Source organism: Salinisphaera sp. (assembly GCF_002729955.1).
Taxonomy (GTDB): Bacteria; Pseudomonadota; Gammaproteobacteria; order Nevskiales; family Salinisphaeraceae; genus Salinisphaera.
Genome location: NZ_PBYA01000048.1, coordinates 1 through 12,106, shown reverse-complemented (window position 1 = coordinate 12,106; position 12,106 = coordinate 1). Strand labels below are relative to the sequence as shown.

The following is a 12,106-nucleotide window of genomic DNA, read 5'->3' as shown; positions in this document are numbered from 1 at the left end:
CGCGCCACGATCTTCGCGATCGTTCTTGCAAGGCCCGGCATTTTGCCGGGCCTTCTTTTTGCATATTTCCCGCAGCGCCCGGTGCCGGCTATACTCGGGTACACATCCAGGGAGCGTTATGAGCCAGTTCGAGATCACCCACTTCGAGGATCGCGTCGAAGCCTTGATCGAGGCCTATCGCGCACTGCTGCGCGACTACGAGGAACTCAAGACCTCCTACGAGCAAGAACAGGCCCGCAACCGGGAAACGCGCGAGCGCCTCAACGGCGTGATCGAACGCATTCGCGCGCTCGAAGCGGAAGCCGACAACGCCTAACGGATACACTTAATGCCGCCAGAAAAACAATCCGCGCTGACCATCCGTATTCTGGGGCGCGACTACTCCATCGCCTGCCCGGAAGGCGAACGCGAAGCGCTGCTCAACTCGGCCGAGTATCTGTCGCGGCGCATGCACGCGATCCAGCGCAAGGGCAAGACACTGGGCGTGGAACGGATCGCCGTGATGGCCGCACTCAATATTGCCCGTGATCTGATCGCCGCCGAACGTCGGCTCGAGCGTCAGGAAGCCGGTCTGCCCGCCACGGACGGCGAGATTACCGAACGCCTGTCGCAGCTGCAGCTGCATATCGAATCCGCGCTCAAGGAACCGAACTAGCCGCGTAACCCGCCTTGGCGCGCTACGACCGTCCTCGCGCTGCAATAATCGCCGGCAGCCCCGGCACACGCGATCGTTCAATCGCATGATTGGCACCACCGCTTCGAGCCGCGTATCATCGATGCTGCCGGCACTCCTGCGGTGTTCGACGACCTCCCGGTTCCCCTTGAGCCTAAGTACCTAAACCGGGGTGGGAAACGTCGCAGGTGAGTACGCCCGCCTTGCTGCGGGAAACCTAATGCGGCGTGGAACGCCCCACTTGAGCATTCGTCTCAAGGATAGTGGACGGTCGACGGCACAGGCGGGAGTGTCGGCCCCTTTCGTTTTTTGCCCCACTCGTTGATGCTGTGGCGCCATGAGCGTTTCCATCGACGACCAGCGCCGTGCCGCGCTTCGCGCACGCCGCCGCCTCGCACCCCAGCAGGGCCGTATGGCCAGCCGTCGGGCCTGCCAACGCATTGCACGCCTGCCCGTATTCCGTCGTGCGCGCCGTATCGGCCTGTACTGGCCCATGCGCCACGAGGCCGACCCGCGCCTGCTATTGCCCTGGTTCAACCGCGGCCAACAGGCTTTTCTGCCCCGCGTTCATGGCAAGACGCTGGAGTTCATCGCCGTCTACGGCCCCGACTTTCGCCGACGGCGCAGTCCGCTTGGCATCGTCGAGCCCACCGCAGGCAACGCACGGCCCGTGGCCACACTCGATCTGCTGATCATGCCCCTGTCGGCGTTCGATGCCGCCGCACGGCGTATCGGCATGGGCGGCGGCTTTTACGATCGCAGCCTGGCCGGCCAGCGAGCGTCGGGTTTTCGCGGCCCTTGGCTGCTCGGCCTGGCGTTCGAAGTACAGCGCGTCGACCATATCGCCACCCGCGAATGGGACGTGCCGCTCGACGCGGTCGCAAGCGAAGCCGCGATCTATCGCCGGGCGACCTGCCCGCCTTCGCTGCGTTAAACTCGCGGACAACGCTTTCAGCAAGTTTCAAAGGACCGGATACGCATGCGTTATTGGTTGATGAAGTCCGAACCCGACGAGTTCAGCATTCAGGATCTGCAACAGCGCAAGAACCAGACCGAAGGCTGGGACGGCGTACGCAACTATCAGGCGCGCAATTTCATGCGCGACGATATGTCGGAAGGCGATCTGGCTTTCTTCTACCACTCCAACACCAAGGTACCGGGCGTGGTCGGCATCATGCGTATCTCGCGGGCCGGCTATCCCGACGACACCGCCTTCGATCCGAAGGATGCCCACTACGACCCCAAATCCGATCCCGAAAAGCCGCGCTGGTATCGAGTGGATGTCACCTTCGAGCGCGAACTCGACCGGGTGATTTCACTCGCCGAGATCAAGGATCACGCCGATGAACTCGGCGATTTCCCGCTGGTACGCAAGGGCAATCGGCTGTCGGTCATGCCGGTGGACAAGGAGCATTGGGACTTCATCCTCGGCTTGGAAAACCAGCCGCCCGAGTAAGCGCCTGCCGCACCCGCATCGCCCCGCAGAGGCCCGTCCATGCACCAAAACCCCATCGCCACCTGGCACGAACTCGTCAAAGCCCGTAGCGCCCACGGCCTTGAGGCATTGATTGCCGACGATGCGGTCTTCCATTCGCCCGTGGTGCATACGCCCCAGGTGGGCAAAGCCATCACCGTGCAGTATCTCGCAGCTGCCCTGCAGGTGTTCGGGACCGATAGCTTTCGCTACGTGCGGGAACTACAGGCCGAGGGCAACGCAGTGCTGGAATTCGAGCTGGAACTGGATGGCATACAGATCAACGGCGTCGACATGATCGAATGGAACAACGCCGGCCAGATCACCGAGTTCAAGGTCATGCTACGGCCGCTGAAGGCCGTCAACCTCATTCATCAGAAAATGGCGGCCATGCTGCAGGCCGGCTAGCCTGCCGCCAGGGCCTGATCGACCCGCCCGGTCACTGCTTCCACCGGAATCAGCGACATTACGCCCGCGTCGTCCTCGATACGGGTGCCCCATTTAAGCGTGTCCGGCGTGGCGTTGCGATAGCGGGCTGCGGCTTCGGCGAAATAATCCACACAGAATTGGCGGGAGCGATAGGCGCCGCTGCGGCGCGGGTCGGTCGCGGCGTGGAGCGAGATCGTGGTGATGTCGGTCGCATTTGCCATATGCGCTGGCCCGGAGTCGGGGGTGACCAGCACCCGGCCCCGTTCGAACAGGGCAATCAGCTGTTTGAGGTTGGTCTGGCCAATGAGATTGGTGGCCGGCGTTGTCATCGCCGTTTCGATATCGGCGCCCATCTGGCGTTCCAGATCGCTCGGCCCGCCGACAAGCACGACGCGCAAGCCGTGCTCCTGAGCGGCGTGATCGGCGACCGCGGCATAGCGGTCGGCCAGCCAGTTGCGCCGTGTATGGCTCGAACAGGGGCTGATGAACAGGATTTCGCGGGCATCGTCGCCGAGCAGTTCGCCCGCCCGCGCACGGTCGGCCTCGGCGATCGGGACACGCCAGTCCATGACCGGCTCGCTGGCACCCAGCATGGCCGCGAAGGCCAGAAAACCATCGACGACGTGTCGGCTTTCCACCGCTGGAATGCGTTCGCGGACGAACAGGCGCTGGCCGTCGCGGGCCCGGCGTGCATCGAAGCCGATACGCCGATCGGCCTTGACCAGCAGGCTGATGCGATTCGCCCGCCAGCTGGCATGCATGTTCAACAGGGCATCGAAGCGTCGGCCGGCGAGCTGGCGCTTGAGATCGGCGATCGCCGCCCGGCCGCCGCGTTTATCATAGGCTAGGCATTCAACGCCCGCGATATCGGCGACCAGCCCGGCCTCGGCCTTGTTGATGATCCAGGTGATTTCGACATCCGGATAGGCCGCTTGGAGCGTGCGGATCGCCGGCACCACGTTGGCGCAGTCGCCCAACGCCGACAGCCGCAGAATACATACCCGACGCGGTGCCGCGGCCTGGCCTCTAGCCGTCATTCAGCCGGCTTGGGCGAAGTGGTGCCCTCCCCGCCCTGGTCGCTGGCTGTCGCAGGCCGGTCCGCCGAGCGTTCGGCTTCGATGAAGATGCGTTTGACGTTCTCGCAGCGTTTCTTGATATCGCTGTCCATGCGTTCGATCTCGTTCTGGATCTGTTCGCCACTCAGGCCCTTTGCAAACCGTACGCTGATATTCACCAGAATGAAGTTGGGGCCGACGTGCATGGTCAGCACTTCGTTGGTCTTCGCGACCGATTCGTAGCCGGACACGACGTCGCGAATATCGCGTACCACATGCTGGTTGGCCGCCTCGCCAATAAGCAGCCCCTTGGTTTCGATCGCCAGCCACACCGCCGTGATGGCGAGAATGATGCCGATACAGATCGAGGCGATCCCGTCGAAGATCTCGATACCGGTCAGCTGGCCAGCCAGCAGCGCGGTAAAGGCAATCACCAGGCCGAGCATGGCCGCGCTGTCTTCGAACAAGACCAGGAACGTGGCCGGATCCTTGCCGCGACGCACGGCCTCGAACACGCCCCACTTGCCCTTCACGCGATTGAATTCCTTGGCCGCGACAAACCATGCCGCGCCTTCGAACAGCATTGCCAGACCAAGCACCACGTAGTTGATCATCGGGCTTTCGACGGGGTGCGGATGCAGCAGCCGGTTCACGCCTTCATAGATCGAAATGCCGGACCCCACGGCGAAGATGAGCACCGCGACCATGAAGCTCCAGAAATAAATCTCCTTGCCGTAGCCGAAGGGAAATTTGGCATCGGCCGGCCGTTTGGCCCGCTTCATACCATAGAGCAATAGCCCCTGATTGCCGGTATCCACGGTGGAGTGGATGCCTTCGGCCATCATCGCGGCACTGCCGGTGAACGCGGCGGCGATGAACTTGGTCACTGCAATCAGCAGATTGCCGGTGAGTGCGGCGATGATGACGGTTTTCGAGCCCGAGGCCATGGCGTAATCCCTGAAAAGCAGACGGCCGCCGCCGTGAGGGCGACGGCTTCAACGATCGATCAGTGCGAGTGCAGAAACAGCTGGTAGGCCGGGTTCTGGCTTTCTTCGGCATAGTCGTAGCCGAGCGCATCCAGCGCGGCCCGACAGTCGGCCTGCTGATCGGGGGCGACCTGCATGCCCACCAGGACCAGCCCGTGGGCATGGCCGTGGTTGCGATAATGAAACAGCGAGATGTTCCAGCGATCGCCCACACTGTTGAGGAATTTCAGCAGCGCGCCGGGCCGCTCGGGGAACTCAACCCGAAACAGTACTTCGTCACCGGCACCGCGGGCCCGGCCGCCGACCATATGGCGCACATGCAGCTTGGCCATTTCGTTGCGGCTCATGTCGACCACTTCATAGCCGTCGACCTCGAGGTCGGCGATCAATGCATCGCGCTCGGCGACGCCGTTGGTCAGCTTGACCCCACAGAAAACCTGGGCGCGCTGGGCGTCGGCATAGCGATAGCTGAATTCGCTGATCGAGCGATCGCCGATGCGCATGCAGAACTCGCGAAACGAGCCGGGCCGCTCCGGGATGGTGACCGCCAGCAGTGCTTCGCGGCGCTCGCCGAGTTCGGCCCGCTCGGCGATATAGCTCAGCCGGTCGAAGTTGACGTTGGCCCCGGAGGTGATGGCGACCAGATCCTGGTTTTCGATGCCGGTTTCGGCGACGTATTTCTTGGCGCCCGCAACCGCCAGTGCGCCGGCCGGCTCGGCCAGCGCGCGCGTATCTTCATAGATATCGCGCACCGCGGCACAGATTTCGTCCACACTGACCGTCATCATCGCGTCGACATGCTTGCTGCACAGGCGGAAAGTCTCCTTGCCGGCCTGCTTGACCGCCACGCCGTCGGCAAACAGCCCGACTTCGGGCAGCGCCACGCGTTCACCGGCCGCCAGGGCCGCGCCCATGCTGGCCGCGTCCTCGGGCTCGACGCCGATCACGCGGATATCCGGGCGCACGCTCTTGATATAGGCCGCCACGCCTGCCAGCAGGCCGCCGCCACCCACGCAGACAAACACCGCATGAATATCCTGCGGGTGCTGGCGCACGATCTCCATACCGATCGTGCCCTGGCCGGCGATGACGTCCGGATCGTCGTAGGGGTGGATATAGACCAGTCCGTCGCGGGCCTGCAGCTCGGCGGCATGGGCGGCGGCTTCGTCGTAGCTGTCGCCATGGAGCACGATCTCGCCGCCGAAGCCGGCCACGGCACGCACCTTGATCTCTGGCGTCGTGCGCGGCATGACGATCACCGCACGAATGCCCATGTTGCGCCCCGAAAGAGCCACGCCCTGGGCATGGTTGCCGGCCGACGCACAGATCACGCCCCGTTCGCGCTCTTCCGGCGTGAGCTGGGAAATCTTGTTATAGGCGCCGCGCAGCTTGAACGAGTGAACCGGCTGCAGGTCCTCGCGCTTGAGATAAACGGCGTTGCCGATACGCGCGCTGAGCTGATTGGCCTGCATCAACGGCGACTCGATGGCCACATCGTAGACACGCGCGGTATTGATGCGCTTGAGATAATCGGCATCGCCGATATCGACGGCCGGCGCGGACGATGATTCGGCGGTCTGTTTCAGGCTGCTGGTCATGGATCGCAAGGGTTAGAACAAGCCGTAATGCTAAACCCTTGCGTGCTTGCAGACCATCGCGGCGATGCCCTTTCCGGTGGCCGGCGGGTCGCGACAGGCGTGGGCCATCGCGTATCATGCGGCCAGTTAATCGACCGGGGTCGAAATGAACACCAGCATCGTTTTCGTGGGCGGCGGCAACATGGCCACCAGCCTGATCAGCGGCCTGCGCCACGCCGACTGGTCGGGCGAGCGCATCACCGTGATCGAACCCGACGATACCAAGGCACAAAAGCTGCGCGCAGACTACGGCGTCAACGTGGCATCCAGTGCGGATTCCCAGAGCCTGGACGCCGATGTGATCGTGCTCGCGGTCAAGCCGCAGATGATGCGCGAGGTGTGCGAAGGCCTGGTCGAACCACTGGGCGATCGCAAGCCGTTGGTGGTATCGATCGCGGCCGGCGTACCGATCGCCGCGTTTCGCCAGTGGCTGGGCGCAGACCATGCCTATGTGCGCTGCATGCCGAATACCCCCTCGCTGATCGGCGCCGGCGCCACCGGCCTGTATGCCGACAACGGCGTAACCGATGCCCAGCGCAGCCTGGCCGACAGCATTCTCGAAACGGCCGGCATGACGGCCTGGGTGGCCGAGGAATCGCTGCTGGATGCGGTCACCGCGACCTCCGGCAGCGGCCCGGCTTATTTCTTTGCCTTCATGGAAGCCATGCAGGCCGGCGCGGTCGAACTCGGTCTGGACGAAGCCGCCGCGCGCGAGCTGGTACTGCATACCGCGCTCGGCGCTGCACGCATGGCCATCGAATCCGGCGACGACCCGGCCACCCTGCGCGAGAAAGTCACCTCGCCGGGCGGCACCACGGCGGCCGCGCTGGAACAATATGCCGCCGGCGACCTGAACGCCCTCGTCGCCCGCGCCATGCAGGCGGCCGCGGGCCGGGCCGACAGCCTTGCCACCGAACTGCTCGATAAGTAGACCCCATGCTCAACAACGCCAACGATGCCCTGCTTTTCCTCATCGATACGGTCTTTGCGCTGTATATCGTGGTGGTGCTCATGCGCGTGCTGCTGCAGTGGGTGCATGCCGATTTTCGCAACCCCATCTCGCAGTTCGTATGGCAGGCCACGCGCATGCCGGTCGGCCTGCTAGGCAAGGTGATCCCGCGCTGGCGCAATCTGGATATTCCAGCGCTCGTGTTCGCGGTCATCCTCTGCTTCATCAACATCGAGATCGATCTGGCCCTGGCCGCGCCCCAGTACGGTGCCCAACCGGTGCTGGCGCTATGGTGGGCGGTGCTCAAGGCCGCGGTACTGCTGTGCAACTTCTACTTCTTCACCATCCTCATTCAGGCGCTGATGTCCTGGATATCGCCCGGGCAGCATTCGCCGGCCACGGCGATTCTGTGGACCATCAACGAGCCGCTGCTGCGTCCGGTGCGCAATCTCATACCCGCGGTGGGCGGGCTGGACCTGTCGCCGCTGGTGGTCATCATCGGCCTGCAGGTCATCAGCCGCCTGTTGCCGCTGCCGGGCCTGTTCCGTTAGCGATATGACCACGCACGCGGATTTCCCCGGCTCGGTCGGCCTGGTCGAGCCCCAGACCCTGCATGTCGACGGCCCGATGCCGCTGGACTGCGGCAAGCAGCTTTCGCAGTTCGATCTCGTCTACGAGACCTACGGCAGGCTCAACGCCGATGCCTCGAACGCGGTGCTGATCTGCCACGCGCTGTCCGGCAACCACCACGCGGCCGGCTATCACAGCGAGGACGATCCCAAGCCCGGCTGGTGGGATAAATGCATCGGCCCCGGCAAGATGATCGATACCGATCGCTTCTTCGTCGTCTGCCCGGCGAATCTGGGCGGCTACAACGGCTCCACCGGCCCTCATAGCGCGCATCCGGAAACCGGGCGCCACTACGGGCCGGATTTTCCCGTGGTCACGGTCGGCGACTGGGTACGTTCGCAGGACATCCTGCGCGCCGCGTTGGGTATCGAACAGTGGTGTGCGGTGATCGGGGGCAGTCTGGGCGGCATGCAGGTCATGCAGTGGTCGATCGACTTTCCCGATCGCCTGCGCCATGCGGTGGTCATCGCCGCCGCGCCCAAGCTCTCCGCCCAGAACATCGCCTTTAATGAAATCGCGCGCCAGGCCATCGTCACCGACCCGGAATTCCACGGCGGGCGCTACTACGAGCACGACGTCGTGCCCCGGCGCGGGCTGATGCTGGCGCGCATGCTCGGCCACATCACCTATCTCTCCGATGAGGCCATGCGCGCCAAGTTCGGCCGCGATCTGCGCGACGGGCGTATTTCCTATGGCTTCGACGTGGAATTCCAGGTGGAATCCTATCTGCGCTACCAGGGGGCGTCGTTCGTGGATCGGTTCGATGCCAACACCTATCTGCTGATGACCAAGGCGCTGGATTATTTCGATCCGGCCCATGCCCACGGCGGCGATCTGGCCAAGGCCTTCGCCCCGGTCACCGCCCGCTTCATGGTGATCTCCTTCACCTCGGACTGGCGCTTTGCCCCCGCGCGATCGCGCGAGATCGTGGACGCGCTGGTGGACGCCGGCAAGCAGGTCTCCTATGCCGAAGTCACCTCCGACCTCGGCCACGACGACTTTCTGCTGACCATGCCCCACTACGTGAACACGCTGCGGGCCTATCTGAACCGCGCGGCGGTCGAGATCGGCGCATGAACACACAGACCACCCACAGTCACGACGGCCTGCGCGACGATCTGGCCCTGATTTCGAACTGGATCACCCCCGGCGCTCGGGTGCTGGACCTCGGCTGCGGCGACGGCGCGCTGCTGGCCCATCTGCAGGCCCACAAGCAGGTCAGCGGCTACGGCCTGGAGATCGATGCCGACAACGTGATCGAATGCGTGGCGGCGGGCGTGAACGTGCTCCAGCTCGATCTCGACGCCGGCCTGGAACAGTTCGAAGACAACAGCTTCGACTTCGTGGTCATGAGCAGCGCGCTGCAGGAAGTACGGCGCCCCGACGAACTCATCGACGAAATGCTTAGAATCGGCCGCGACTCGATCGTGACCTTCCCCAACTTCGGCCACTGGAAGCCACGCATTTCGCTTGGCCTGCGCGGGCTGATGCCGGTATCCGGCTCACTGCCGAACCGGTGGTACGATACCCCGAACATCCATCTTTGCACCGTGCGGGATTTCGAAACCTTATGTCGGCAAAAACAGGTGGACATCGTGCGCAGGCACGTGGTCAATCACGCGCATCGCAGCAACATCGGCATGCGCACCTTCCCCAATCTGCTCGGCGAAATCGCCCTCTATCAGCTGCGCCATCACGACACGGCCTGATCGCATTCGCGATTCTGGCCCTGCTGTTCACAATGCCCGCCTTGGCCGGCGGCAGCATCAACAGCGGCGACTACGTCGTGCACTACAGCGCGGTGAACAGCCTGCAGATCCCGCAGGCCGTGGCCAAGGCCAACGGTATAGAGCGTGCCGGCGACACGGCCATCGTGATGATCACGCTGCAAAAGCCAACCGCCGACGCGCCCCTGAACGCCGTGCCCGCCAACGTGACCGGCACGGCCCGCTCGCTCATGGGCGAACGCAAGACGCTGACCTTCAAGCGCGTGGAAAGCGCGGGCAGCGTGTATTCACTGGCGCCGGTGGCGATCGACGATGAGCAGACGCTCACCTTCGACCTGAACGTGCGTGCCGCCGACGGCCGGGCCACGGTTCCGGTGCGCTTCAATCAGACGTTCTATACGCGCTAGCTATACGCGCCGGCCCCGCGATGGTCGCACTGCTCATTCGCCGAGAACGGCGAGCTTGGCCCGTATGAACTGTTCGTGCGGCAGGTAGAGCAACTCCGAAAGTTCGCGCAGCAGATGCTCTTCATGGGCATCGATATGGTGGTCGGCATACGCCACCCGCCACAACATTTCCATGACCTGGCGCTTTTCGCCCTCGCTCAGGCCGTCGTTGAGCGTCTTGAGGTATTTATAGAGCGATACCGACTGTTCGGCCCGGGGCGCAGCGTCGGAAATGAGCTCTTCAGTTTCGGCCGCGTCGAGTCCGAAGTGGCCCTGTAGCTGCCGCCGTATCTCGGCGTATTCGGCATCGTCGTGACGATGATCGGCATGGGCCATTTCCAGCAGCAGCACTGCGGCCGCGATGCGCTGGGCGCGCTCGACGTCGCGCGGCTCGTCCACCTGCGGGTTGAGCGCCTGGCTCAACCGTTCAAACAATCCCATCAGTCACTCTCGTTCAAATGCGCGACCACGCGCTTTCTCAGGTCCGTGAGCCGGCCATGCAGAAAGTGGCCGGCGCCTTCGAGAATCTGGACATCGACAGCCGGCTCGAGTTCGCGCACGGCGGCGATGGAGGTATCGACATCGATCACGTCGTCGGCGTCGCCGAAGACCGCGAGCCATTCACTCGAGGGACGCGGCGGTGCCTTATCGAAATAGCTGCTGGGAAAACCCACGGTGACCAGCTTGGGCGGCGCCTCACGATCGGCCAGGCGCAGTGCCACCGCCGAGCCGAAGGAAAAGCCGCACAGCGCGGCGAGCGGCAGGCCGGAGGCATCGAGCGCCCAGTCGCGAACGGCCTGGGCATCGTCGACCTCGCCCACGCCCTCGTCGTAGCTGCCCTGGCTTTCGCCCACGCCGCGGAAGTTGAACCGCACCGCGGCCAGCCCGGCCATGACGGCCGCCCGGGCGATCATGAATACCACCTTGTTGTCCTTGGTGCCGCCGTGCTGTGGATGCGGGTGGCAGATCACCGCGACACCGCGCGCGGTGTCTTCCGGCATGTCGATATCGATCTGCAGTTCGCCGGCCGGGCCGTCGATCTGTCCGCTGGCGCTATCGCCGGCTTGGGGCCATTCGAGCATGAAATCCTGTCGCGATTGGTTAAGTGGGGTCGGAGCTTTCGTTACGCTGCGCGCCGCTGCCCGCCGGGCCGCCCTCGGGCGCCTGCGAGCCGTCGGCCGACAGTTGAGCGGCCGCTGCGCGTTCGCTTACCGCTTCCGCGCGCTCGGCGCGGGCACGGCGGCGTTCAGTCGCACTCTTCTTGGGCGCGTAGTAGATCACCGTATCGCCCTCTTCCGGACGCGGCGTGGCGCCGGCGGCATGGAACAGCACGGTGTTGTCGGCAAAGAGCGTGGCGATGATCACGGCATCGGGCGGGCAGTCGCGACGGAAATCCTCGCGCGTATAACCCTCGGTCAGGCGTGTCTTGTAGAACTGCCAGCTCTGGAAATGCTTGCGCCACAGCTCTTCGTACTGCGCATTTTCGTGGAAGGCCGGGCGACCGCGCAGCGGACGGGCCACCACCTTGGATTCGTTGTCCTCGTCGGCGGCATACATCGGCAGCTGGAACACGCGGTCGTGCTCGAGGCTGGTGACGAAATGCGAGCACACCAGTGCGTTGTAGGCGTCGTTGCTGGTCGCCGCGAGCAGGCAGGATATTTCGTTGAGCTCCAGCGATTGCTGGATCTGGTCTGACAGCACCTCGCCATAGAGCACGCGAACACCGGCCAGACGAGCCGTGCGCAGGCGGTGCCAGGACGAATCCACCAGCAACACCTGCATATTGAGCTCGTTGGTGAGCGCGCGTGCGAGCTCCGTCGACCAGGGCGATGCGCCCACGATGAGTACGCCGTTGGGTTCGGCCGACAACCGCAGCCAGCGGGATACGCGCCCGATCGAAAAGCCGTGCAGGATGACCGTCGAGAACACGATGGCGAAGATCAGCGGCAACAGCTGCTCGGCGCCGCCATAGCCCGCTTCAACCATACGCGGGCCAAACACGCCGGCCACGGCCGCGGCGACGATACCGCGCGGCGCGATCCAGGCCACCAGGGTACGGTCGCGCCAGTTCATGTCGGTGAAGGCGGTGGCCAGGAATAT

General features: G+C 64.2%; 16 protein-coding genes and 1 other RNA gene. 11 read left to right on the top strand and 6 right to left on the bottom strand.

From position 1 onward, the window contains the following. The first annotated feature begins 118 nt into the window (after positions 1–118). From CMN27_RS12830 to CMN27_RS12805, 6 genes are all read left to right on the top strand, one after another. Positions 119–316 (top strand): hypothetical protein, encoded by a 198-nt coding sequence (locus CMN27_RS12830; protein ID WP_293627000.1) that lies wholly within the window; start codon positions 119–121, stop codon positions 314–316. 12 nt (positions 317–328) lie between these two features. Continuing rightward, on the top strand, positions 329–655 hold the full coding sequence (locus CMN27_RS12825; protein ID WP_293626998.1) for a cell division protein ZapA: 327 nt from the start codon (positions 329–331) through the stop codon (positions 653–655). 130 nt (positions 656–785) lie between these two features. Next, positions 786–967, top strand: a non-coding RNA gene (ssrS, locus tag CMN27_RS12820) — 6S RNA. Between the two features lie 43 nt (positions 968–1,010). After that, entirely contained in the window at positions 1,011–1,607 is a 597-nt protein-coding gene (locus CMN27_RS12815; protein WP_293626996.1) for a 5-formyltetrahydrofolate cyclo-ligase, read from the top strand. 45 nt (positions 1,608–1,652) lie between these two features. Then, positions 1,653–2,129 (top strand): EVE domain-containing protein, encoded by a 477-nt coding sequence (locus CMN27_RS12810; protein WP_293626994.1) that lies wholly within the window; start codon positions 1,653–1,655, stop codon positions 2,127–2,129. Between the two features lie 39 nt (positions 2,130–2,168). Continuing rightward, positions 2,169–2,555 (top strand): nuclear transport factor 2 family protein, encoded by a 387-nt coding sequence (locus CMN27_RS12805; RefSeq protein WP_293626992.1) that lies wholly within the window; start codon positions 2,169–2,171, stop codon positions 2,553–2,555. Here the strand turns inward: CMN27_RS12805 and CMN27_RS12800 are convergent. Genes CMN27_RS12800 through ilvA form a run of 3 tightly spaced genes read right to left on the bottom strand, consistent with a single transcriptional unit; the run spans position 2,552 to position 6,215 of the window. Further along, positions 2,552–3,613 (bottom strand): glycosyltransferase family 9 protein, encoded by a 1,062-nt coding sequence (locus CMN27_RS12800; RefSeq protein ID WP_293626990.1) that lies wholly within the window; start codon positions 3,611–3,613, stop codon positions 2,552–2,554. The genes CMN27_RS12805 and CMN27_RS12800 overlap by 4 nt on opposite strands. After that, on the bottom strand, positions 3,610–4,578 hold the full coding sequence (locus tag CMN27_RS12795; RefSeq protein WP_293626988.1) for a cation diffusion facilitator family transporter: 969 nt from the start codon (positions 4,576–4,578) through the stop codon (positions 3,610–3,612). The genes CMN27_RS12800 and CMN27_RS12795 overlap by 4 nt, the downstream gene beginning before the upstream one ends. Positions 4,579–4,637: 59 nt before the next feature. After that, positions 4,638–6,215, bottom strand: coding sequence for a threonine ammonia-lyase, biosynthetic (gene ilvA / locus CMN27_RS12790; RefSeq protein WP_293626986.1), 1,578 nt, complete (start codon positions 6,213–6,215; stop codon positions 4,638–4,640). Between the two features lie 145 nt (positions 6,216–6,360). On the opposite strand from ilvA, the gene proC reads away from it, so the two are divergent. The 5 genes from proC to CMN27_RS12765 are packed head-to-tail and all read left to right on the top strand — an operon-like array spanning position 6,361 to position 9,967. After that, positions 6,361–7,185 (top strand): pyrroline-5-carboxylate reductase, encoded by an 825-nt coding sequence (proC, locus tag CMN27_RS12785; protein ID WP_293626985.1) that lies wholly within the window; start codon positions 6,361–6,363, stop codon positions 7,183–7,185. A gap of 5 nt (positions 7,186–7,190) precedes the next feature. After that, positions 7,191–7,754, top strand: coding sequence for a YggT family protein (locus CMN27_RS12780; protein WP_293626983.1), 564 nt, complete (start codon positions 7,191–7,193; stop codon positions 7,752–7,754). Between the two features lie 4 nt (positions 7,755–7,758). Further along, complete coding sequence (locus tag CMN27_RS12775; protein WP_293626982.1) at positions 7,759–8,910, top strand: homoserine O-acetyltransferase; 1,152 nt, start codon at positions 7,759–7,761, stop codon at positions 8,908–8,910. Beyond that, positions 8,907–9,542, top strand: coding sequence for a methionine biosynthesis protein MetW (metW, locus tag CMN27_RS12770; RefSeq protein ID WP_353224907.1), 636 nt, complete (start codon positions 8,907–8,909; stop codon positions 9,540–9,542). Before CMN27_RS12775 ends, metW begins: the two co-directional genes overlap by 4 nt. 32 nt (positions 9,543–9,574) lie before the next feature. Next, a complete protein-coding gene (locus CMN27_RS12765) occupies positions 9,575–9,967 on the top strand; it encodes a DUF4426 domain-containing protein (protein WP_293626980.1) in 393 nt (130 codons plus the stop codon). 33 nt (positions 9,968–10,000) lie between these two features. Here the strand turns inward: CMN27_RS12765 and CMN27_RS12760 are convergent, their stop codons facing one another. The 3 genes from CMN27_RS12760 to CMN27_RS12750 form a co-directional block, all read right to left on the bottom strand. Next, positions 10,001–10,447 carry a TerB family tellurite resistance protein gene (locus CMN27_RS12760; protein WP_293626978.1) on the bottom strand — a complete coding sequence of 149 codons (447 nt, stop codon included), beginning with the start codon at positions 10,445–10,447 and terminating at the stop codon, positions 10,001–10,003. Beyond that, the gene (locus CMN27_RS12755; RefSeq protein ID WP_293626976.1) at positions 10,447–11,088 is read right to left on the bottom strand and encodes an alpha/beta fold hydrolase; all 642 of its coding nucleotides are present in this window, start codon (positions 11,086–11,088) and stop codon (positions 10,447–10,449) included. Before CMN27_RS12755 ends, CMN27_RS12760 begins: the two co-directional genes overlap by 1 nt. 19 nt (positions 11,089–11,107) lie before the next feature. Further along, a partial coding sequence (locus CMN27_RS12750; protein WP_293626974.1) for an NAD-binding protein occupies positions 11,108–12,106 on the bottom strand: 999 nt, incomplete at its 5' end.

What these genes read in the sequence shown, in the direction of transcription:
- CMN27_RS12830 (WP_293627000.1), top strand. Translation starts at nt 119, where the DNA reads ATGAGCCAGTTCGAGATCACCCACTTCGAGGATCGCGTCGAAGCCTTG.
- CMN27_RS12825 (WP_293626998.1), top strand. Translation starts at nt 329, where the DNA reads ATGCCGCCAGAAAAACAATCCGCGCTGACCATCCGTATTCTGGGGCGC.
- CMN27_RS12815 (WP_293626996.1), top strand. Translation starts at nt 1,011, where the DNA reads ATGAGCGTTTCCATCGACGACCAGCGCCGTGCCGCGCTTCGCGCACGC.
- CMN27_RS12810 (WP_293626994.1), top strand. Translation starts at nt 1,653, where the DNA reads ATGCGTTATTGGTTGATGAAGTCCGAACCCGACGAGTTCAGCATTCAG.
- CMN27_RS12805 (WP_293626992.1), top strand. Translation starts at nt 2,169, where the DNA reads ATGCACCAAAACCCCATCGCCACCTGGCACGAACTCGTCAAAGCCCGT.
- CMN27_RS12800 (WP_293626990.1), bottom strand. Translation starts at nt 3,613, where the DNA reads ATGACGGCTAGAGGCCAGGCCGCGGCACCGCGTCGGGTATGTATTCTG.
- CMN27_RS12795 (WP_293626988.1), bottom strand. Translation starts at nt 4,578, where the DNA reads ATGGCCTCGGGCTCGAAAACCGTCATCATCGCCGCACTCACCGGCAAT.
- ilvA (WP_293626986.1), bottom strand. Translation starts at nt 6,215, where the DNA reads ATGACCAGCAGCCTGAAACAGACCGCCGAATCATCGTCCGCGCCGGCC.
- proC (WP_293626985.1), top strand. Translation starts at nt 6,361, where the DNA reads ATGAACACCAGCATCGTTTTCGTGGGCGGCGGCAACATGGCCACCAGC.
- CMN27_RS12780 (WP_293626983.1), top strand. Translation starts at nt 7,191, where the DNA reads ATGCTCAACAACGCCAACGATGCCCTGCTTTTCCTCATCGATACGGTC.
- CMN27_RS12775 (WP_293626982.1), top strand. Translation starts at nt 7,759, where the DNA reads ATGACCACGCACGCGGATTTCCCCGGCTCGGTCGGCCTGGTCGAGCCC.
- metW (WP_353224907.1), top strand. Translation starts at nt 8,907, where the DNA reads ATGAACACACAGACCACCCACAGTCACGACGGCCTGCGCGACGATCTG.
- CMN27_RS12765 (WP_293626980.1), top strand. Translation starts at nt 9,575, where the DNA reads ATGCCCGCCTTGGCCGGCGGCAGCATCAACAGCGGCGACTACGTCGTG.
- CMN27_RS12760 (WP_293626978.1), bottom strand. Translation starts at nt 10,447, where the DNA reads ATGGGATTGTTTGAACGGTTGAGCCAGGCGCTCAACCCGCAGGTGGAC.
- CMN27_RS12755 (WP_293626976.1), bottom strand. Translation starts at nt 11,088, where the DNA reads ATGCTCGAATGGCCCCAAGCCGGCGATAGCGCCAGCGGACAGATCGAC.